19 protein-coding genes are annotated in these 19,833 nt (G+C 55.5%); 13 read left to right on the top strand and 6 right to left on the bottom strand.

Features of this window, described 5'->3' with window-relative positions; all coding sequences use genetic code 11:
• Positions 1-7 precede the first annotated feature (7 nt).
• From pckA to ACN9MQ_RS20965, 5 genes are all read right to left on the bottom strand, one after another.
• A complete protein-coding gene (pckA, locus tag ACN9MQ_RS20985) occupies positions 8-1,627 on the bottom strand; it encodes a phosphoenolpyruvate carboxykinase (ATP) (RefSeq protein ID WP_014171961.1) in 1,620 nt (539 codons plus the stop codon).
• A 353-nt stretch (positions 1,628-1,980) separates the two neighbouring features.
• Entirely contained in the window at positions 1,981-2,859 is an 879-nt protein-coding gene (hslO, locus tag ACN9MQ_RS20980; RefSeq protein ID WP_014171960.1) for an Hsp33 family molecular chaperone HslO, read from the bottom strand.
• 24 nt (positions 2,860-2,883) lie between these two features.
• Positions 2,884-3,285 (bottom strand): ribosome-associated heat shock protein Hsp15, encoded by a 402-nt coding sequence (hslR, locus tag ACN9MQ_RS20975; protein WP_426021552.1) that lies wholly within the window; start codon positions 3,283-3,285, stop codon positions 2,884-2,886.
• Positions 3,282-3,965: a GMP/IMP nucleotidase gene (yrfG, locus tag ACN9MQ_RS20970; RefSeq protein ID WP_025202858.1), complete on the bottom strand. Its 684-nt coding sequence runs from the start codon at positions 3,963-3,965 to the stop codon at positions 3,282-3,284. Before yrfG ends, hslR begins: the two co-directional genes overlap by 4 nt.
• Before the next feature lie 67 nt (positions 3,966-4,032).
• Positions 4,033-6,168 (bottom strand): intracellular growth attenuator family protein, encoded by a 2,136-nt coding sequence (locus ACN9MQ_RS20965; RefSeq protein WP_032679110.1) that lies wholly within the window; start codon positions 6,166-6,168, stop codon positions 4,033-4,035.
• A 326-nt stretch (positions 6,169-6,494) separates the two neighbouring features.
• Between ACN9MQ_RS20965 and nudE the strand changes: the two genes are divergently transcribed.
• A complete protein-coding gene (gene nudE, locus ACN9MQ_RS20960) occupies positions 6,495-7,055 on the top strand; it encodes an ADP compounds hydrolase NudE (RefSeq protein ID WP_014171956.1) in 561 nt (186 codons plus the stop codon).
• Positions 7,056-7,127: 72 nt separating this feature from the next.
• On the opposite strand, the gene mrcA is transcribed toward nudE, so the two are convergent.
• Positions 7,128-9,680 (bottom strand): peptidoglycan glycosyltransferase/peptidoglycan DD-transpeptidase MrcA, encoded by a 2,553-nt coding sequence (mrcA, locus tag ACN9MQ_RS20955; protein WP_020884575.1) that lies wholly within the window; start codon positions 9,678-9,680, stop codon positions 7,128-7,130.
• A 119-nt stretch (positions 9,681-9,799) separates the two neighbouring features.
• On the opposite strand from mrcA, the gene ACN9MQ_RS20950 reads away from it, so the two are divergent.
• From ACN9MQ_RS20950 to trpS, 12 genes are all read left to right on the top strand, one after another.
• Positions 9,800-10,576: a hypothetical protein gene (locus ACN9MQ_RS20950; RefSeq protein WP_032679109.1), complete on the top strand. Its 777-nt coding sequence runs from the start codon at positions 9,800-9,802 to the stop codon at positions 10,574-10,576.
• Entirely contained in the window at positions 10,573-11,061 is a 489-nt protein-coding gene (locus ACN9MQ_RS20945; protein WP_426021551.1) for a PilN domain-containing protein, read from the top strand. Before ACN9MQ_RS20950 ends, ACN9MQ_RS20945 begins: the two co-directional genes overlap by 4 nt.
• A gap of 3 nt (positions 11,062-11,064) precedes the next feature.
• Complete coding sequence (locus tag ACN9MQ_RS20940; protein ID WP_426021550.1) at positions 11,065-11,526, top strand: HofO; 462 nt, start codon at positions 11,065-11,067, stop codon at positions 11,524-11,526.
• A complete protein-coding gene (locus tag ACN9MQ_RS20935; protein ID WP_063157143.1) occupies positions 11,516-11,920 on the top strand; it encodes a HofP DNA utilization family protein in 405 nt (134 codons plus the stop codon). Before ACN9MQ_RS20940 ends, ACN9MQ_RS20935 begins: the two co-directional genes overlap by 11 nt.
• Positions 11,832-13,070, top strand: a complete 1,239-nt coding sequence (gene hofQ, locus ACN9MQ_RS20930; RefSeq protein WP_426021549.1) for a DNA uptake porin HofQ — start codon at positions 11,832-11,834, stop codon at positions 13,068-13,070. The genes ACN9MQ_RS20935 and hofQ overlap by 89 nt, the downstream gene beginning before the upstream one ends.
• 286 nt (positions 13,071-13,356) lie before the next feature.
• Positions 13,357-13,878 carry a shikimate kinase AroK gene (gene aroK / locus ACN9MQ_RS20925; RefSeq protein ID WP_003861630.1) on the top strand — a complete coding sequence of 174 codons (522 nt, stop codon included), beginning with the start codon at positions 13,357-13,359 and terminating at the stop codon, positions 13,876-13,878.
• A 57-nt stretch (positions 13,879-13,935) separates the two neighbouring features.
• A complete protein-coding gene (aroB, locus tag ACN9MQ_RS20920) occupies positions 13,936-15,024 on the top strand; it encodes a 3-dehydroquinate synthase (protein WP_426021548.1) in 1,089 nt (362 codons plus the stop codon).
• A gap of 92 nt (positions 15,025-15,116) precedes the next feature.
• Complete coding sequence (gene damX / locus ACN9MQ_RS20915; RefSeq protein ID WP_410398483.1) at positions 15,117-16,424, top strand: cell division protein DamX; 1,308 nt, start codon at positions 15,117-15,119, stop codon at positions 16,422-16,424.
• Positions 16,425-16,491: 67 nt separating this feature from the next.
• Entirely contained in the window at positions 16,492-17,304 is an 813-nt protein-coding gene (dam, locus tag ACN9MQ_RS20910; RefSeq protein WP_014171946.1) for an adenine-specific DNA-methyltransferase, read from the top strand.
• Between the two features lie 41 nt (positions 17,305-17,345).
• Positions 17,346-18,023, top strand: coding sequence for a ribulose-phosphate 3-epimerase (gene rpe / locus ACN9MQ_RS20905; RefSeq protein ID WP_014885523.1), 678 nt, complete (start codon positions 17,346-17,348; stop codon positions 18,021-18,023).
• A complete protein-coding gene (gph, locus tag ACN9MQ_RS20900; RefSeq protein ID WP_020884582.1) occupies positions 18,016-18,777 on the top strand; it encodes a phosphoglycolate phosphatase in 762 nt (253 codons plus the stop codon). Before rpe ends, gph begins: the two co-directional genes overlap by 8 nt.
• Positions 18,770-19,774, top strand: coding sequence for a tryptophan--tRNA ligase (trpS, locus tag ACN9MQ_RS20895; RefSeq protein ID WP_014171943.1), 1,005 nt, complete (start codon positions 18,770-18,772; stop codon positions 19,772-19,774). The genes gph and trpS overlap by 8 nt, the downstream gene beginning before the upstream one ends.
• The last annotated feature ends 59 nt before the right edge of the window (positions 19,775-19,833 follow it).

The following is a 19,833-nucleotide window of genomic DNA, read 5'->3' as shown; positions in this document are numbered from 1 at the left end:
TCAGCTGTTACAGCTTCGGACCCGCACTCACCAGCGCTTCACCTGCCGGGGTATCGGTATACTTCTCGAAGTTCTCAATAAACAGTTTCGCCAGCGATTCTGCTTTCTCACGCCACTGCTCCGGTGAACCGTAGGTATTGCGTGGGTCGAGAATACGGGTCTCTACGCCCGGCAGCGCCGTCGGGATTGCCAGATCAAACATCGGCAGCGTGAAGGTTTCGGCGTTATCGAGTGAACCATCCAGAATGGCGTCGATAATGGCGCGGGTATCTTTGATGGAGATACGTTTGCCGGTGCCGTTCCAGCCGGTATTCACCAGGTACGCCTGTGCACCGGACGCCTGCATGCGTTTGACCAGCACTTCCGCGTACTGCGTCGGGTGCAGCGACAGGAACGCTGCGCCGAAGCAGGCGGAGAAGGTTGGCGTTGGCTCCGTCACGCCGCGCTCGGTACCGGCCAGTTTGGCGGTAAAACCAGACAGGAAGTGGTACTGCGTCTGGCTGGCGGTCAGGCGGGACACCGGAGGCAACACGCCGAACGCATCTGCCGTCAGGAAAATCACCTTCGTCGCGTGGCCCGCTTTTGACACCGGCTTCACGATGTTGTCGATGTGGTAGATAGGGTAAGACACGCGGGTGTTTTCGGTTTTCGAAGCATCGTCGAAGTCGATCGTTCCATCGGCACGCACGGTGACGTTTTCCAGCAGCGCATCGCGGCGGATGGCATGGAAGATATCTGGCTCCGCTTCTTCAGACAGGCGAATGGTCTTCGCGTAGCAGCCCCCTTCGAAGTTAAACACGCCGTCATCATCCCAGCCGTGCTCGTCATCGCCAATCAGACGACGTTTCGGATCGGTAGAAAGGGTGGTTTTACCGGTGCCGGACAGGCCGAAGAACACCGCCACATCCCCTTTTTCACCGACGTTTGCCGAACAGTGCATGGAGGCGATACCGCGCAGCGGCAGCAGGTAGTTCATCACCGAGAACATCCCTTTCTTCATTTCGCCGCCGTACCAGGTACCGCCGATCAGCTGAATACGCTCGGTCAGGTTGAAGGCGATGAAGTTCTCGGAGTTAAGACCCTGCTCTTTCCACTGTGGGTTCGTGCATTTCGCCCCGTTCATCACGATGAAGTCAGGGGTGAAATCCTGCAGCTCTTTGTCGTCAGGACGAATAAACATGTTTTTCACGAAATGCGCCTGCCAGGCCACTTCAGTGATAAACCGCACGGAAAGGCGGGTGTCGGCGTTAGCGCCGCAGAAAGCATCAACGATAAACAGACGCTTGCCGGAAAGTTGATGGGTAACGAGCCCTTTCAGATGCTGCCAGGTTTCCGGAGAGAGCGGTTTGTTATCGTTCTTCCCTTTGCCTTTATCAGCCCACCACAGTGTGTCGCGGGTGGTCTCGTCTCGGACGATGTATTTATCTTTCGGCGAACGACCGGTAAAGATACCGGTATCGACGGCGATAGCACCAAGGTTAGTCAACACACCTCGCTCGTATCCTTCCAGTGCTGGATTGAGCTCTTCCTGATACAGCGTATCGTAATCGGGGTTGTAGACGATTTCCTGGACGTCGTGAATACCATAAGCCTTGAGATCTTGCGGGGTTAAACCAGTAACACGCATATCACTGCTCCTTAGCCAATATGTACTGTCTGAAATTGTAGGGTTTTTGTGAGGTTGTTAACCGCGACGGGGCTCATAGATTTACGCATCTGGACAAAACCCTTACTAACGGAAAACGCTGCGACTCCAGTCACAGGGCAGGCGGATTATCGCAGGAATCGCTTTTTGGTTGGGGAAAATGTTCCGAAAAGGTTAATGGCTGGTGATTTTATCGGAAGGAATGTGAATGTAATCGCATACACGTAAGAAAATTACGTAAGAGTTACAGTGTTAAAAACGATTCAGCCAGAGAGGGCTTTTTTGCACCTTGCCCTCTCGCAAAAGGGAGAGGGCAAGGTGAGGGCAGGCTTTGCTTAGTGGACCTGAGGATCCGCCGGGGAGGCGTTGTTGCGGATCTCAGCAATATCCATCGAATTGAACACGTAGTGCGTACCGCAGTAGTCACAGTGCATATCGATTTCGCCGTCTTCCGCCATGATGCTGTCGATCTCTTCATCCGGCAGGGTCTTCAGCGCGCCAGCGCAGCGTTCACGTGAACAGGTGCACTTAAATTCCACCGACTGTGGGTCGTAAACCGTCACTTCTTCTTCGTGATAAAGACGCCACAGGACATCGGTCGCCGACAGGGTGAACAGCTCTTCTGCTTTGACGGTTTCCGTCAGGGTCGCGAGGTGCTCGAAGTCGTTGGTCTGCGCGTCCTGCGCAGGCAGAACCTGCAGCAGCATACCGCCAGCAGCAGGCTGACCGTCTACTTCACCGGTGCGGATGAACAGACGCGTCGGCAGCTGTTCTGAACGCATGAAGTAATCTTCCAGGCAGGCTGCCAGCGTATCGCCTTCGAGGCCAACCACGCCCTGATAGCGCTCACCTTCCTCCGGGGAGATGGTGATGACCAGATAGCCATTACCCACCAGCGTTTTCAGGTCCGCGTTTTCAGGAACATCGCCCTGTACGCGCGCCACGCCGCGCATCTGCTGCTGGTTATTACCGTTGATGACCGCCAGGGTCATAGGGCCATCACCCTGCAACTGCACGGTGATATCCCCGGCAAATTTCAGGGTGGCAGTCAGCAGGCTGGTGGCAACCAGCAGTTCGCCCAACAGGGTTTTCACCGGCAGCGGGTAGTTGTGGTTTTCCAGAATCTGTTTCCAGGTTTCGGATACGGTGACCAGCTCGCCGCGCACGGCGAATTGTTCAAACAGATAGCGGTGTAATTGGTCGTGTTGGGCCATAATAGTCTCTCGTGCAGGTGAGGGTTACTCGGTCTCACCGTGTTTAAATTTCATCAGATCGCGGCGCTCTTTTTTATCCGGACGCCGGTCCGGGTGGGGCATTGTCAGCGCATTCATTTTGCGCGCCAGCGCGGTCTTCTCGCGTTTTTCAATGCTCTCAGCCGTCTCTTCATACAGCATTACGGCTTCGGTTGCGGGCCGTCGTTGTTCAGTAATGGCTTTAATCACCACGGTACGTTCATCGTTGCCCTGACGCAGCGTTAAGGTGGCATTCAGTTCGACCAGCTTGCTCGGTTTGCTGCGCTGGCCGTTGTAATGCACTTTACCGCCGTCGATCATGTCGCGGGCAAGGGCGCGCGTTTTATAAAAACGGGCCGCCCACAGCCATTTATCCAGTCTTACCCCTTCAGAGGGTTTTTCTTTCATGGCCTCTCCTTCACGGTCAGTGAGGGGATCATCTGGCGATAGTCGTTCAGCCCCGGATGGCGCAGATAGCTTTTTTCAGCCAGGCCAGAGTCAGGATTGGTAACGCCCAGACAATAGCGAATGCCAAACCTGGCCGCGGAATCCAGAATAGGCTCGCTGTCATCAATAAACAGCGTACGTTCCGGCTGCAAACCGGTCTCTTCTGCCACCGCATGCCACAACCGCTGATCCTCTTTCGGATAACCAAATGTGTGGGTGGAAAGTAATAAATCAAGGTGCGAAGCAAGACCCGTATGCTCCAGCTTCACGGCCAGATTGTGAGGATGGGCGTTGGTCAGCAAGATACGGCGCTTGCCGCTCGCTTTCAGCGCATCCAGAAAAGGCACGGTATCCTCACGCAGTACGGCGCGCGGGCCCTGGGCGGTGGTCATGGCACAAATATCCAAACCGAGGCGCTCGCTCCAGTAGTCAAGACAGTACCAGTTTAGCGTATGCTGCACCGCGCTATATTGCGAACGAATGAATTCCTGCGCTTCTGCCGGGGAGATCCCCTGCTGTTCACCATAGGTTTCCGGAACCAGCTTTTGCCAGAAATAGTTATCAAAGGCGAGATCGAGCAGCGTGCCGTCCATATCCAGCAGAACGGTATCAACCTCCTGCCAGGCGATATCAAGATGCATAAGGGGGAACTCCAGCCTGAAGAAACGTGCGCGACAGGGTAGCACATCTTGTCGCGCATCGACGTTATCAGATCAGGCTCTCAGAGGAGGGGATCAGCTTAGGGTTAAGGCAATTTTCGTAATACTGCTGGATGTCGGCAAGCCTGGTGCGTGAGCGCTGATAGCGACGCAGCGCCATAAAACCGTTCCAGCAAATGCATACCAGCATCGCAATCATCAGCAGCGAGGTGCCAATGTAGCGCCACAGGCCAGCGCTGTCTGGCATGCGGTGCAGGCCGATGTGGCGCGTGCCGTTGGCATCGGTAAAGATACTCGTCACAATCCCTTCAGCGCTAAACGGCGTCTGCATCAGCATCTGCGCCAGGCGCTGGAACTGGCCCCACTGTTCCTGAGCCGGGTAGTCATAAAGTGCGACCTGCGGGTATGGCTGATCGACCAGGTCGCTCCCTTCATCACTGACAATCACAAAGCCGCCCGGTGCCGGGCTATTCAGCGCCTGCGCCGCGCGGGTAGTTTCGCGCATCACGAAGGGTGCGGTTGACGTAGCGACCAGATTATCCAGCGACTCGGCGCTGACCGGACGCAGCAGCACGTTAACGCCATCCAGCCGGCCCGCTTCCGCGCGTTTCACCAGCGAATCCCAGTCTTTACTGTTACCCAGGTTCACAAGGGCGTTTTTGAGACGTACGCATTCGTCCTGAGCGGAACACAAATCCTGCGTTTTCAGAACGATGTCACCAAAGTCGTCCAGAAGCACCATCCCCGATTTCTGAATGGCCGAGCGCAGGGCAGGGCTCACGCGTGAGTCGTCATCGGGTTTCGGGTGCAGCTGGCGGTTGACCGTCTGGGTAAGCGACGTGGCTTTATTGACAACCTCAGATTCAGGCAGCGGCAGCGGCGGCGCATCATTCCAGATAATTTGTGAGCAATCGAACGGCATGAACGGCGAGCTCTGACGCGTATTCCATGCGCCAGGCGTATGAATGTTACACATGCCGGTGCCCTTCAGGCGCAGCGTATCACCGACCCGCACGCCAGCCTCGTCCAGTTGGTTGACGCTGGTTGCCTCAATGGTTTGCGCCCCTTTTATCCATGACAGGGTAAATTTAATGGGCATATCCAGCGGGACAAACAGCAGAAGCATGATAAAGACCAGCGCTGCCCCCCCGGCAATGACCGCACTGCGTAACCAGTGCTGAAGCGGGAAATTTTTTACTTCATCATGCAGGGATAAAAAGCGCCCCTGGCGCACCACATGGCGGTCAAGGTAGATATCGATATCGGTTTTCTGCCCTAAATCCTGGGCAATCCACGGCTGCCAGTGGCGCGGGTAGATAAGATCGATAATACCGAGCGAGATATTATTGAGGTGCTCCTGGTCACTCTCACCGAACAGACCCCAGCGCTTAGGAGTACCGCGCAGGCAGTGGATCTCACGTAGCGAGGTTTTTGCCGGCGGGGCAAAGAGCCCCCACAACCCGGCTGCCAGCAACAGCACCGCACCGCCAGCCAGCCAGGGGACAAACACATCCGGCGTCAGCAGGCAGATGAAAAAGAGCAGGAACGCGGCCACGATCAGAATCGCTTCGCGAATGCCGTCAGGGCGGCTCAGGGCGTACTCTTCATGCGTCTCCTGGCGAATGTTCAGCAGCTCGATCTGCTCTGTCTCTTCGCCACGAATGGAGGCCTGCGTTGAACTTGCGCGTTCCAGCGCAAAACGCGGGGCTTCCTGAAGATATTCATTCAACGTATGGCCGTTGAGCGAGATAACCAGCGGCAACGAATCGGTATGGATCAGCTCTACGCTGTTTTCGTCATTAATGTACTGCTCCCAGGACGGGGGCAGATGCACTTCAACCGAATCCAGGTAATAGCGCCATTTATTGGGATCGTCTGTGGTGATGCCATAGCGGGTGATGGAGCGCGTCACACTGAGCACTGTGTCACTTTGCGCATTTAATTTGAGCGCCACCGGCGCAGCAGTTGCCCCCGTCGGCCCAGGTGTTAACTGAGAACGGTTCAGTGTTTCGAGATAGTTTTCTACTGCATCGCGCTCTTCTTGCGTCAGTTTACGCGTCGTCGCACCGGCAAAGGCGTTTAAAAAGGGCAGCCGGTAACGACGCCTTACGCGACGCCTGTATACCCACCCTGCAACCAATGCGCCGGCCAGCATAGCAGCGAGAACAATCAAAATGGTGCTCATGCTTTCCCCATCTTACTTATCTTCTTACAGGTGTAGTCAGTAGCACCTTTAACATTGAATGAGAGTCTGTGGTTGGCTATCGGCAAGTATGGAGTCGAACTTGAGCATTCTGAAGCGCATCCCAGTGACCGATGATGATAGCAAAGCCTGTTATGGCGCGATATCAGCAAATTCCTGGAAACATTTCAACCTCTTGACATTTGTTTTGAATTGAGGATTGATTCCTGTTACGTTGCATAAATGTAAATACAGAACAATTGACATTGCCGAAACCGTGCGGCGTATCGCACAATAAAGCCAGTTCCCACTGCTAAGACCCCATCACGATGAGCAAACCACTACAAAAACCCACCATTCTGAATGTTGAAACAGTCGCAAAATCGCGCCTGTTTAATGTCGAAAGTGTGGATCTGGAGTTCAGCAACGGTGTGCGTCGCGTTTACGAACGTATGCGCCCTTCTTCGCGCGAAGCGGTGATGATTGTTCCTGTCGTCGACGACCATCTGATCTTAATCCGCGAGTATGCCGTGGGAACCGAATCTTACGAACTTGGGTTCTCGAAAGGGCTCATCGATCCGGGTGAAACGGTCTTTGAGGCGGCCAATCGCGAGCTCAAAGAAGAGGTCGGTTTTGGCGCGAACGAACTGACGTTCCTGAAAAAACTGAGCATGGCACCCTCCTATTTTTCCAGCAAAATGAACATTGTGGTTGCTGAGGATCTCTATCCAGAATCGCTGGAAGGGGACGAGCCGGAGCCACTGCCACAGGTTCGCTGGCCGCTGGCCCATATGATGGACCTGCTCGAAGACCCTGACTTTAACGAGGCCCGCAACGTGAGCGCGCTGTTCCTGGTACGCGAATGGCTGAAGGGGCAGGGGCGGTTATAACAGCCTGATGTCCGCAACGTATGACAGAACAAAAAAAACGGCAACCTGAGGTTGCCGTTTTTACGTTGCCCGTTAGAACAACTCGTGCGTTTCGCCGTTATCAATGATTTCTGTACCCACCTCATGCACCGCCTGTGTGGTTGGCTGCGTGCCCTCGATGAAATACTCTGCACGGCTATTGCCGCCATTGGCGAGCTGCCCGGTGCTGCGGTCGATATTGACGGTAACCACGCCCGGTGGTGGCGTCAGCGGTTGCTCCGGAACGCCTTCCAGCACGGATTTCATATAGGCATCCCAGGCCGGTTGCGCACTCTTCGCGCCGCCTTCGTAGCCAGAAATCTGATCTTTAATCGCGCCTGAAGCCGTGGTGCGGCCTAAATCACGGCGATGATCGTCAAAACCGATCCAGACTGACGTCACCACGCCCGGACCGTAACCGGAGAACCACGCATCTTTCGAGCTGTTTGTTGTCCCCGTTTTACCGCCGATATCATGGCGCTGTAAATCACGTCCTGCCCGCCAGCCGGTCCCTTGCCAGCCAGGTTCGCCGAAGATGTTGGTGTTCAGCGCGCTCTTTATCAGGAACGACAGCGGCGTGTTAATGACATGCGGTGCATACTCCTGCGCCCCGCTCTGCGCCACCAGCGACTGGTTAGCCTGTTCCAGCTGCGGCTGCGGCAACACAGGGTTCGTCTGCTCCTGAGACACGGCAACGTCTTCCATGTCCTTGTTTTCAATCACTTCAGATTTTGGCGTATTGCCGTAAATGACCGGAATATCGCAGTCAGGGCAGGCAATTTTCGGCTTCGCTTCAAACAGCACGCCACCCTGGTCGTTCTCGATTTTACTGATGAAGTACGGGTCAATCAGGAAGCCGCCGTTAGCCATCACCGAGTACCCCCGCGCCACCTGAAGCGGCGTAAAGGACGCAGAGCCTAACGCCAGCGATTCGGTGCGCACGATGTTCTGAGCCGGGAAACCGAAGCGTTGCAGATATTCCGCGGCATAGTCGACACCCATCGCACGCATTGCGCGCACCATCACCACGTTTTTCGACTGCCCAAGACCCTGACGAAGACGAATAGGGCCTGAATATTCCGCCGGTGAGTTCTTCGGCTGCCAGTCAGAACCGGCACCGGCATCCCAGCGGGAGATAGGCACGTCGTTCAGGATACTGGCGAGAGTCAGTCCCTTATCCATGGCTGCGGTGTAGAGGAACGGCTTGATGTTGGAGCCAACCTGACGCAACGCCTGGGTGGCGCGGTTAAATTTGCTCTGGTTGAAATCGAACCCACCGACCAGGGCCAGCACGGCACCGTTCTGCGGATTGATAGACACCAGGGCCGAGTTAACGTCTGGCACCTGCGCCAGCCACCAGCTGTCGCCCACCTTGCGTACCCAGATTTGCTGTCCGGTCTGGACGACATCCGTCACTTTACGCGGCGTCGGGCCTTGCAGGGTGTCTGAGCGGTACGGGCGAGCCCAACGGATCCCGTCCATACGCAGGGAGACAGATGTCCCATCCGCCAGCGTTGCCACCGCTTCCTGCGGATCGGCCTGAGTCACCACGGCGGGAAGGAGCGGGCCATAGGTGGGCAGCGCTTTCAGCGTACTGGTGATTTTTTTGCTGTCCCAGGCGCTTTCGCCGACTTTCCACAGCACATTCGACGGGCCGCGATAACCGTGGCGCATGTCGTAATCCATCACGTTGTTACGCACCGCTTCCTGAGCCGCCTGCTGAACGTTGCGGGTCACGGTGGTGTAAACGCGGTAGCCATCTTCGTAGGCTTTATCGCCGTAGCGGCTCACCATCTCCTGACGCACCATTTCGGTGAGATAAGGGGCAGAGAAGGCAATTTCCGGCGCATGGTAGTTGGCATCGATGACATCGTTGCGCGCCTGTTCGTACTCGCTCTGGCTGATATAGCCTTCGCTCAGCATACGTGACAGGACGACGTTACGACGCGCCGTAGCGCGTTCAAGCGAGTAGAGCGGGTTGAAGGTCGATGGTGCTTTAGGCAGACCGGCAATGGTCGCCATTTCGCTTAACGTCAGCTGCTCGACAGGTTTACCAAAGTACACCTGCGCGGCCGCACCAACACCGTAGGCGCGGTAGCCGAGGTAGATTTTATTGAGGTACAGCTCAAGGATCTCGTCTTTGCTCAACAACTGCTCAATACGGATCGCAAGGAACACCTCTTTGATCTTACGGGTCAGGGTCTTTTCTGGGCTAAGGAAGAAGTTACGCGCCAGCTGCTGTGTAATGGTGCTTGCCCCCTGAGAGGCATGACCGGAGAACAGCGCAATACTTGCAGCACGGAAAATCCCCACCGGATCGACACCGTGGTGCTCGTAAAAACGGCTGTCCTCGGTAGCGATAAAGGCTTTGACCATCACGGGCGGAATTTGATTTAAGGTCAGCGGGATACGACGCTTTTCGCCGTACTGCGCCATTAACTCGCCATCGGCGCTGTAGACCTGCATCGGGATCTGGAGTCGCACATCGCGAAGCGTAGCGACATCAGGCAGCTGCGGCTCAATATATTTGTACAAACCATAAATCGAGCCTGCTCCCAGCAGAATGCAACAGACTGCAAGGATTAATAAATACTTTACGAACTTCACCGGAGATTTCCCATTTGGTTTCACTTGGGCAGTTTCTAAACAATCGCGCGGTAGTATAAAGGCAAGCCTGATTCATTGATATAGCCGTCACCTGACGGGCGATAAGGAGATCGTGAAGCATGGCTTTTAAAACATGGCAAACAGGCGTTCATATTCAACAGGATAGGGTGCAGATAGTGGCGCTGGCCCGGGAGCGGTCAGGCTGGCGTTTGTGCCGCTGGTGGGCTATCACTCTGGCCGACGGGATTATCCGGGATGGCAAAATTTGCCAGCCTGAACAACTGGTTGACGCCCTGCGCGACTGGCGGAAAACGTTGCCACACTCCCACCGGGTGTTTCTCTCATTTCCGGCGGCCCGCACGCTGCAACGATCGCTTCCTCGTCCGGGCGTGGCGCTGCGCGACAGCGAACAGCTCTCCTGGCTGGGGGCGACGCTCGCGCGTGAACTGGAGATGGCTGCTGACACGCTCTGTTTTGATTATGCGCAGGATACGTTCAGCAATACATTCCATGTCACCGCGGCACAAAACAACGAGATTCACCCCCTGCTGACGCTGGCAAAGATGTTGCGTTTACGGCTCGTGACGATCACCCCGGATGCCAGTGCGCTGGCGAATCTTCTCCCTGCGGTAGCGCCGGCGCAGTGTGTCGCCTGGCGGGATGGGCATCAGTGGCTGTGGGCGATGCGCCATCAGTGGGGACGGCGTTTTACCACGGAAGCGGAAAACGTGGCCGATCTCGCGGCACTGCTGGCCCTCACGCCGCAGGACATTGCCCTCTTTGATAGTCAGCGAGACCCCTGGGACGCGCTGGTTCGTTGCCATGCTCCTCTGCCGGCGTGCGGCGCTGATTATACCGTCGCGCTGGCGCTGGCCATGAGTGAGGTACCGGAATGAGCATGACGAACTTTCTGCCGTGGCGGCGGCAGCGACGTGTGCGCTGCCTGCGATTCTGGGGCGTACTGTTTGTCGCTACGTGGCTGCTGATACTGATGGGGGTTTTCAGCCTGCGGATGAATCCTCTCGTGATGACGCGTGCGTTGCATATTCAACTGGCGGGCATGCAGTCCGTGCAGCAGGCGCTGGTGTCTCGTACAAGGTCAGGCACGGAGACGCCGACGCCCGCGCCTCAACGACGCGCCTGGCAGCCGGTGCTGGAGTCCTTTGCCGGGGTGATGCCATCCCAGGTCTGGCTGACCGAACTGCGCTATCAGCCCCCTTCACTGATGTTAACCGGATATGCCGCAACACTCCCCGCGCTCTCTGCTCTGCGGGATGGGCTCGGAAAGATGGCGGGGTTTACCCCCGGGCCGACGGGGGAATTACAGCAGGATGACCTGGGGCGCTGGATGTTCACCTTTCATCTGCGAAGCGAGGGCTAATGCGTGGAAACCTTGTTCGAACGCTGGTGCGAAAGCAGCCCCCGATGGCGGGTGCTGTGCTGGTGTCTGAGCGTTCTCTTTCTGGGGAGTACGACATGGGGCATGGTGCTTCGACCGGTTGCAAAGCAGGTGGCTGAACTTCAGCGGCAGGTCAGCGAGGCCGCACAGGCTAATGTCTCGCTATGGCCCGCCGCCAGTCAGGTGTCGCGGCGTCACGCACCCCGTGAAGCCACGGTAATGACGCCTTTTTCGCCACTCGAGTTTCAGGGGGCGGGTACAAGACTGGTTCACTGGAAGCCGTCGCAAAACGGAGGGGAACTGACGCTGGATGCTGAATGGCAGGCCATCCCGACTGTTTTCACCCGGCTGGCGCAGCGGGATGTTCAGGTTGCCGCCTTTGCTCTCTCTGCACAGGGTTCGGCATTACGCCTGCGGGTGGAGCTGGAGGAGCAGCATGCGAACTAGCGCGCGTTGCCTGCTGGTGTGTTTTGCCCTGTTAGTGACCGGGATGCGGGATCCTTTTCGCCCGCCGGATGACCCTTGTGCGGTAGGGCAACTGGCGCAGTGGCATTACCACGGGATGGTGGGCGGCACTCAGGACACCGGCATTTTACAGGACGGGCAAAAGCGCTGGCATCGCCTGACACCGCAACAGCGCCTCCCGGTGGGCTGGCGGGTAACGGCCCTCAATGAAAGGGAACTGGTCGTCGATGTGGGGGATGCATGTGAACCCAGACAATGGACGTGGCAACGAGAAGGAACGAAAAAGAATGAACATAAGGAAAACGCTGTGGCTGCTGGCGTTCAGTCATCCGCTGTGGGCCGCCGCGCCAAAGCCGGTCACGCTGGTGGTGGATGAGGTACCGGTGGTGCAGGTGCTACAGGCGCTGGTCGCACAGGAGAACCGTAATCTGGTGGTATCGCCAGATGTCAGCGGCACGCTGTCGCTCAATCTGACACGCGTCCCCTGGCGACAGGCGCTACAGACGGTCGTCACCAGCGCCGGGCTTGTTCTGCATGAAGAAGGGGGCATTTTTTATGTTCACACCGCAGCCTGGCAGCGTGAACAGCTGGAACGCAAAGAGCAGGAGCGGACACGCCGACAGCTTGATGCGCCGTTGGTCTCGCACAGCATACCTTTTTCTTACGCTGACGCCGGGGAGCTGCAAAAAGCGGCGGAAAAACTGCTCAGCCCAAAGGGGAGTTTATCTGTCGACAAGCGCACGAACCGTCTGCTGATACGGGATAACCAGGCGGTGCTTGATACGCTGCAGCACTGGGCGACACAGATGGATATCCCTGTCGAGCAGGTGGAACTGGCGGCGCATATCGTGACCATCAATGAAAAAAGCCTGCGTGAGCTGGGGGTGAAGTGGAATCTCGCCGACGCAACGGAGGCGGGCAAGGTCGGGCAACTCACAACGCTTGGCAGCGATCTGTCCGTGGCAAATGCCACCACCCATGTGGGTTTTAATATCGGGCGGATTAACGGCAGGCTGCTGGATCTGGAGTTGTCGGCGCTGGAGCAAAAGCAGCAGGTCGATATCATCGCCAGCCCACGACTGCTGGCCTCGCATATGCAACCGGCCAGTATTAAGCAGGGCAGTGAGATCCCATATCAGGTCTCCAGCGGTGACAGCGGGGCGACCTCCGTGGAATTTAAAGAGGCGGTGTTAGGCATGGAGGTGACGCCCGTGGTGCTGCCCGGCGGTCGCGTACGCCTGAAGCTGCACATCAGTGAAAATATGCCAGGACAGGTGCTGCAGCAGGCCGATGGTGAAACGCTCGCCATCGATAAACAAGAAATTGAAACCCAGGTGGAAGTAAAAAGTGGAGAAACGCTGGCGCTGGGCGGAATTTTTTCGCAAAAGAATAAAACCGGAAGCGATCGCGTGCCTGGGCTGGGCAACATCCCGTGGCTTGGACAGCTTTTTCGCCATGACGGAAAGGACAATGAACGACGGGAGTTAGTGGTGTTTATTACACCACGACTGGTCGGTATTCGCTGAAGAGTCACGATCCTCCCAATGATTTTGCATTCAGATTGTTGCAGATGTTTGACGTGGGGCATGAATTAGCATACAAGGAGTACCGATTTGAGTTGGACTTACGTCTTATTGCCTTATGCGTCTGGTGCGGTGATTTAATCAGTTGCCAAACAAGCCGGAGTATTGAGATAATTTTTAGTCTGACTCTCGCTCTATTGCATATGAGGTTTCAGTTCATGTCCTGCTACGCCGGGTGTCTGCGAAGCGGGGATTACCATTAACGAATAGTCTTAGTAGTACCGATAAAATGGCAGAGAAACGCAATATCTTTCTGGTTGGGCCTATGGGTGCCGGCAAAAGCACTATTGGGCGTCAGTTAGCTCAACAACTCAATATGGAATTTTACGATTCTGATCAAGAGATTGAGAAACGAACCGGAGCTGATGTGGGCTGGGTTTTCGACGTAGAAGGCGAAGAAGGTTTCCGTGACCGAGAAGAAAAAGTGATCAACGAACTCACGGAAAAGCAGGGCATTGTTCTGGCAACAGGCGGTGGCTCTGTCAAATCTCGCGAAACCCGCAACCGTCTCTCCGCCCGTGGCGTAGTGGTCTATCTCGAGACGACCATCGAAAAACAGCTGGCACGTACGCAGCGCGATAAAAAGCGCCCGCTGCTGCAGGTTGAAACGCCACCACGCGAAGTTCTGGAAGCGTTGGCCGATGAACGCAATCCGCTGTACGAAGAGATTGCTGATGTGACCATTCGTACTGACGATCAGAGCGCTAAAGTGGTTGCAAACCAGATTATTCATATGCTGGAAAGCAACTGATTCTGGCTTTATATACAATCGCCTGCGGGTAAAAGCATTAAAGGTGGATGTCGCGTCATGGAGAGGATTACAGTTACTCTCGGGGAACGTAGTTACCCAATCACCATCGCGGCTGGTTTGTTTAACGACCCAGCTTCCTTTTTACCACTGAAAGCGGGTGATCAGGCGATGCTGGTCACCAATGAGACGCTGGCTCCGCTTTATCTCGACCGCGTTCGCCACCTGCTTGAACAGGCGGGCGTTAAAGTCGACAGTGTGATTCTGCCCGATGGCGAGCAGTATAAAAGCCTGGCGGTACTGGATACCGTCTTTACCGCATTGCTGCAAAAACCGCATGGTCGCGATACAACACTGCTTGCCCTGGGCGGCGGTGTTGTGGGCGATCTGACGGGCTTTGCGGCTGCAAGTTATCAACGTGGTGTGCGTTTTATTCAAATCCCTACCACGTTACTGTCTCAGGTCGACTCTTCTGTCGGCGGCAAAACGGCCGTTAACCATCCGCTCGGTAAAAATATGATTGGCGCGTTCTACCAGCCGGCATCGGTGGTGGTGGATCTCGACTGTCTGAAAACCCTACCGAAACGCGAGCTGGCTTCTGGCCTGGCTGAAGTGATCAAATACGGCATTATTCTGGATGGCGAGTTCTTTGACTGGCTGGAAGAGAATATGGATGCGTTGCTGCGCCTGGATGAGGCGAAACTGGCTTACTGCATTCGTCGTTGTTGTGAGCTGAAAGCGGAAGTTGTCGCTGCAGACGAGCGTGAAACGGGCTTACGTGCTTTACTGAATCTTGGGCATACGTTTGGTCACGCGATTGAAGCCGAAATGGGTTACGGTAACTGGCTTCACGGTGAAGCAGTCGCTGCCGGAATGGTAATGGCTGCTCGCACTGCTGAACGTCTGGGGCAGTTTAAACCTGAAGAGACGGCACGCATCATCACGCTGCTTGGGCGTGCGGGCTTGCCGGTAACCGGGCCGAAAGAGATGTCGGCACAAGCGTATTTACCCCACATGATGCGCGATAAAAAAGTATTGGCAGGTGAGATGCGTCTTGTACTCCCGCTTGCAATAGGGAAGAGTGAAGTACGCGGCGGAGTGCCGCATGATGTGGTTCTTGGCGCTATTGCTGACTGTCAGCAGGCGTAACAACTAGAAAGGTCAGGCCACTGTTACAGGTGGTCGTTTAGCTTCAGGCGAAATGCAAAGTCGTTGGCATAAGCCTTTGAGTGGGGTGTTAAATGGATGAATTCAAACCAGAAGACGAGCTGAAACCCGATCCCAGCGATCGTCGTACTGGTCGTTCTCGTCAATCTTCAGAACGTGATAACGAGCCGCAGATCAACTTTGACGATGTTGATCTGGATGCAGACGATCGTCGCCCTTCGCGTAGCCGCAACGCGCGTGATGAGCGAGAAGAAGAGGGTTATGAGTCCGAAGAAGATTCAATGGACGAAGAGCCTGTAGAGCGTCGCCCACGTAAACGTAAAAAAGCCGCTGCGCAGAAACCCGCCTCCCGCCAGTACATCATGATGGGACTCGGCGTTCTGGTGCTCGTGCTGCTGATTGTCGGTATTGGTTCTGCGCTAAAAGCGCCTTCGACCCCTTCCGGTGAGCAAGCGGCATCCACTGAGAAGAGCATCAGCCTCTCTGGTAACGATGCGACCGATCAGGCGAATGGTGCACAGCCAGCGCCGGGTACCACCTCCGCCGAGCAGACTGCCGGAAATACAACACAGCCGCAGGATGTTTCTCTGCCGCCAGTTTCTTCTACCCCCGCACAGGGTCAGGCACCTGCCACGCCGGAAGGCCAGCAGCGTGTAGAAGTTCAGGGCGACCTGAACAATGCCCTGACGCAGCCGCAAAATCAGGCGCAGGTGGACAATGCCGTGGTTAACTCTACGCTGCCAACTGAACCTGCGACCGTTGCACCGATCCGCGGTGGTAACGCTCAGCCGCAAACGGCTGCAACCGAAACCAAACCGCGCCAGACGCAACCTGCGACCCGTCCTGAACGTAAGCAGGCTGTGATTGAACCTAAGCGTGAAACCAAACCTCAGGCAGTCGTCAAAGCGCCTGAAGTGAAAGCGCCAGCTCAGACAAAACGTACTGAAACGGCCACGGTGAGCGAACCGGCAAAAGCACCGGTTACGCAGACTGCACCGAAAGCAACGGCGACCACCACGGCACCAGCTGCAACTGCACCTACTGCAACTGCACCTGCAGCGACGGCAACAACCAGCGCCGCAGCAGGCAAGACTGCAGGTAACGTCGGTTCGCTGAAGTCAGCCCCGTCCAGCAATTACACGCTGCAGCTGAGCAGTTCGTCTAACTATGACAACCTCAACGGTTGGGCGAAGAAAACAAATCTGAAAAACTATGTGGTTTATCAGACGACCCGTAATGGTCAGCCGTGGTACGTGCTGGTAAGTGGCGTTTATGCTTCAAAAGATGAAGCAAAACGTGCTGTCGCAACGCTGCCCGCCGACGTTCAGGCGAAAAACCCATGGGCTAAGCCAATTCATCAGGTTCAGGCTGATCTGAAGTAATGTTTAAAGCGCAGGATGCTGTCGGAGCTTTCTCCACAGCCGGAGAAGGTGTAATCAGTTAGTCAGCATGAAAAAAAATCGCGCTTTTCTGAAATGGGCAGGGGGGAAATACCCCCTGCTCGATGATATTAAAAAGCACCTGCCGAAAGGCGAGTGTCTTATCGAGCCCTTTGTGGGCGCTGGATCGGTATTCCTGAATACCGATTTTTCTCGTTATATCCTGGCGGATATCAACAGCGACCTCATTAGCCTCTACAACATCGTCAAACTGCGGACCGACGAGTACGTGGAAGAGGCTCGGAAGCTGTTTACACCCGAGCACAATAATCCGGACGTTTACTACCAGTTCCGCACTGAGTTTAATCAGAGTCAGGATCCGTTCCGCCGGGCGCTGTTGTTCCTCTATCTCAATCGACACGGCTACAACGGCCTGTGTCGGTATAATCTTCGTGGTGAGTTTAACGTGCCGTTTGGCCGTTATAAGCGTCCGTATTTCCCACAGGATGAGTTGTATCACTTTGCTAAAAAAGCGCAGAATGCCGAATTCCACTGCCTCTCCTATGAAGAGTGCATGGAGCTGGCAGGCGTAAACTCGGTGGTCTATTGCGACCCGCCTTACGCACCGCTGTCTGCGACGGCAAATTTCACCGCTTATCACACCAACAGCTTCAGTCCGGCCGAGCAGGCCCGTCTGGCGGAGATGGCGGAAAAGCTGGTCAGCAAAAGAATTCCGGTGTTAATTTCGAATCACGATACCCCTGATACGCGCGAATGGTACAAAGCCGCGAAGCATTTTCAGGTCAAAGTGCGGCGTAGCATAAGCAGCAACGGCGGCACACGTAAAAAGGTGGACGAACTCCTGGCTCTTTATCGCCCCTGAGCCGTTTTGCCCGCCGGTAAACACATTTCAAGGAGATGCGGATGAAACAGTTTTTGATTGCTCCCTCAATTCTGTCGGCCGATTTTGCCCGCCTGGGTGAAGACACTGCAAAAGCACTCGCGGCGGGCGCGGATGTCGTCCATTTCGACGTTATGGATAACCACTACGTTCCTAATCTGACCATTGGCCCGATGGTGCTTAAAGCGCTGCGTAACTATGGCATTACCGCGCCGATTGACGTTCATCTGATGGTGAAGCCTGTTGACCGTATCGTGCCTGATTTTGCCGCTGCGGGAGCCAGTATCATCACCTTCCACCCTGAAGCGTCTGAACATGTGGATCGCACGCTGCAGCTCATCAAAGAGAATGGCTGTAAAGCGGGTCTGGTTTTCAACCCGGCTACGCCGCTGAGCTATCTCGACCATGTAATGGATAAGCTGGATGTCATTTTGCTGATGTCCGTTAACCCGGGCTTTGGCGGTCAGTCGTTTATCCCTCATACGCTGGATAAACTGCGTGAAGTGCGCCGTCGTATTGATGAGTCAGGTTACGACATTCGTCTGGAAGTCGACGGTGGCGTAAAAGTGAATAACATTGGTGAAATTGCGGCAGCGGGCGCGGATATGTTCGTTGCAGGTTCAGCGATTTTCGACCAACCGGATTACAAAAAAGTCATTGATGAAATGCGCCGTGAACTGGCGAAGGTAAGTCATGGATAAATTGCAGGCAACCCGGGGTATCGCATTTGACCTCGACGGCACGCTGGTTGACAGCGCGCCGGGCTTAACCAGCGCCGTAGACCAGGCGCTGTATGCTCTTGAACTGCCCGTTGCGGGGGAAGAGCGTGTCATCACGTGGATTGGCAATGGCGCCGATGTCCTGATGGAGCGCGCGTTGACATGGGCCCGCCAGGAGCGTGTGTCCCAGCGTTCCGCACAGGGTAAACCGAGCGTGGATCATGCGGATATCCCGCAGGAAGAACAGCTGCGTATCCTGCGTAAATTGTTCAATCGTTTCTATGAAGAGACGGTCGAAGAGGGCAGTTTCCTGTTCCCGGATGTCGCAGAAACGCTGAGTGCGCTTCATGCCAACGGCATTCCGCTGGGGCTGGTGACAAACAAACCGACACCTTTTGTCGCCCCTCTGCTGGAAGCGCTGGATATCGCGAAGTATTTTTCCGTCATTGTTGGCGGTGATGATGTGCAGAACAAAAAGCCGCATCCGGAACCGTTACTGCTGGTGGCAGGAAAATTATCCTTAACGCCCGCGGAGCTGCTCTTTGTCGGTGATTCCCGCAATGATATTCTGGCTGCCAGAGCGGCGGGTTGTCCTTCAGTGGGATTAACCTATGGCTACAACTACGGTGAGGCCATCACGCTGAGTGAGCCGGACGTCGTGTTCGACCACTTCAAAGATTTGTTGCCCGCACTCGGGCTTTCGCACAGTGATAATCAGGAATTGAATAATGACTAAGCCCATCGTTTTTAGTGGCGCACAGCCGTCAGGTGAATTGACCATTGGTAACTACATGGGTGCGTTACGTCAGTGGGTCAGCATGCAGGATGATTACCATTGCATTTACTGCATCGTAGATCTGCATGCTATCACTGCACGTCAGGATCCTGAGAAGCTGCGTAAAGCCACCCTGGACACCCTGGCGCTGTATCTGGCCTGCGGAATTGATCCTGAGAAGAGCACCATTTTCGTTCAGTCTCACGTTCCAGAGCATGCGCAGCTGGGCTGGGCGCTAAACTGCTATACCTACTTCGGCGAACTGAGCCGCATGACGCAGTTCAAGGATAAATCCGCGCGCTACTCAGAAAACATCAACGCCGGTCTGTTTGATTACCCGGTACTGATGGCAGCAGACATTCTGCTGTACCAGACCAACCAGGTGCCGGTTGGCGAAGATCAGAAACAGCATCTGGAACTGAGCCGCGATATCGCCCAGCGCTTTAACGCGCTGTATGGCGACGTGTTCAAAGTGCCTGAGCCGTTCATTCCGAAATCCGGCGCACGCGTGATGTCGCTGCTGGAGCCAACCAAGAAGATGTCCAAGTCTGACGATAACCGCAACAACGTTATCGGCCTGCTGGAAGACCCGAAATCGGTGGTTAAAAAGCTCAAGCGTGCGGTGACCGACTCCGATGAGCCACCTGTTGTGCGTTACGACGTGCAGAACAAAGCGGGCGTCTCCAACCTGCTGGATATCCTCTCCGGTGTGACGGGTCAGAGCATTCCTGAGCTGGAACAACACTTCGAAGGCAAGATGTATGGTCACCTGAAAGGGGAAGTGGCGGATGCCGTTTCCGGCATGCTGACCGAGCTGCAGGAGCGTTATCACCGCTACCGTAACGACGAAGCTTTCCTGCAGAAAGTGATGAAAGAGGGCGCGGAAAAAGCCAGTGCCCGCGCGTCTGAAACCCTTAAAGCGGTGTACCAGGCGATTGGGTTTGTGGGTAAACCATAACCCTGTTTTGTCGGGTAAGCATGAGCGCTTCCCGACAAAAAACGCGCTGAGCCAGACAA

Source organism: Enterobacter sp. R-25 (assembly GCF_049913205.1).
Classification (GTDB): domain Bacteria; phylum Pseudomonadota; class Gammaproteobacteria; order Enterobacterales; family Enterobacteriaceae; genus Enterobacter; species Enterobacter ludwigii.
Note: the sequence above shows the minus strand (reverse complement) of the source record. Positions and strands in the feature narration are given on the sequence as shown.

Excerpts from the sequence above, each read along its gene's own strand:
- damX (WP_410398483.1), top strand. The coding sequence starts at position 15,117 with ATGGATGAATTCAAACCAGAAGACGAGCTGAAACCCGATCCCAGCGAT.
- hslO (WP_014171960.1), bottom strand. The coding sequence starts at position 2,859 with ATGGCCCAACACGACCAATTACACCGCTATCTGTTTGAACAATTCGCC.
- pckA (WP_014171961.1), bottom strand. The coding sequence starts at position 1,627 with ATGCGTGTTACTGGTTTAACCCCGCAAGATCTCAAGGCTTATGGTATT.
- hslR (WP_426021552.1), bottom strand. The coding sequence starts at position 3,285 with ATGAAAGAAAAACCCTCTGAAGGGGTAAGACTGGATAAATGGCTGTGG.
- ACN9MQ_RS20950 (WP_032679109.1), top strand. The coding sequence starts at position 9,800 with ATGGCTTTTAAAACATGGCAAACAGGCGTTCATATTCAACAGGATAGG.
- yrfG (WP_025202858.1), bottom strand. The coding sequence starts at position 3,965 with ATGCATCTTGATATCGCCTGGCAGGAGGTTGATACCGTTCTGCTGGAT.
- ACN9MQ_RS20965 (WP_032679110.1), bottom strand. The coding sequence starts at position 6,168 with ATGAGCACCATTTTGATTGTTCTCGCTGCTATGCTGGCCGGCGCATTG.
- ACN9MQ_RS20935 (WP_063157143.1), top strand. The coding sequence starts at position 11,516 with ATGCGAACTAGCGCGCGTTGCCTGCTGGTGTGTTTTGCCCTGTTAGTG.
- gph (WP_020884582.1), top strand. The coding sequence starts at position 18,016 with ATGGATAAATTGCAGGCAACCCGGGGTATCGCATTTGACCTCGACGGC.
- nudE (WP_014171956.1), top strand. The coding sequence starts at position 6,495 with ATGAGCAAACCACTACAAAAACCCACCATTCTGAATGTTGAAACAGTC.
- aroK (WP_003861630.1), top strand. The coding sequence starts at position 13,357 with ATGGCAGAGAAACGCAATATCTTTCTGGTTGGGCCTATGGGTGCCGGC.
- dam (WP_014171946.1), top strand. The coding sequence starts at position 16,492 with ATGAAAAAAAATCGCGCTTTTCTGAAATGGGCAGGGGGGAAATACCCC.
- aroB (WP_426021548.1), top strand. The coding sequence starts at position 13,936 with ATGGAGAGGATTACAGTTACTCTCGGGGAACGTAGTTACCCAATCACC.
- ACN9MQ_RS20945 (WP_426021551.1), top strand. The coding sequence starts at position 10,573 with ATGAGCATGACGAACTTTCTGCCGTGGCGGCGGCAGCGACGTGTGCGC.
- rpe (WP_014885523.1), top strand. The coding sequence starts at position 17,346 with ATGAAACAGTTTTTGATTGCTCCCTCAATTCTGTCGGCCGATTTTGCC.
- trpS (WP_014171943.1), top strand. The coding sequence starts at position 18,770 with ATGACTAAGCCCATCGTTTTTAGTGGCGCACAGCCGTCAGGTGAATTG.
- hofQ (WP_426021549.1), top strand. The coding sequence starts at position 11,832 with ATGAACATAAGGAAAACGCTGTGGCTGCTGGCGTTCAGTCATCCGCTG.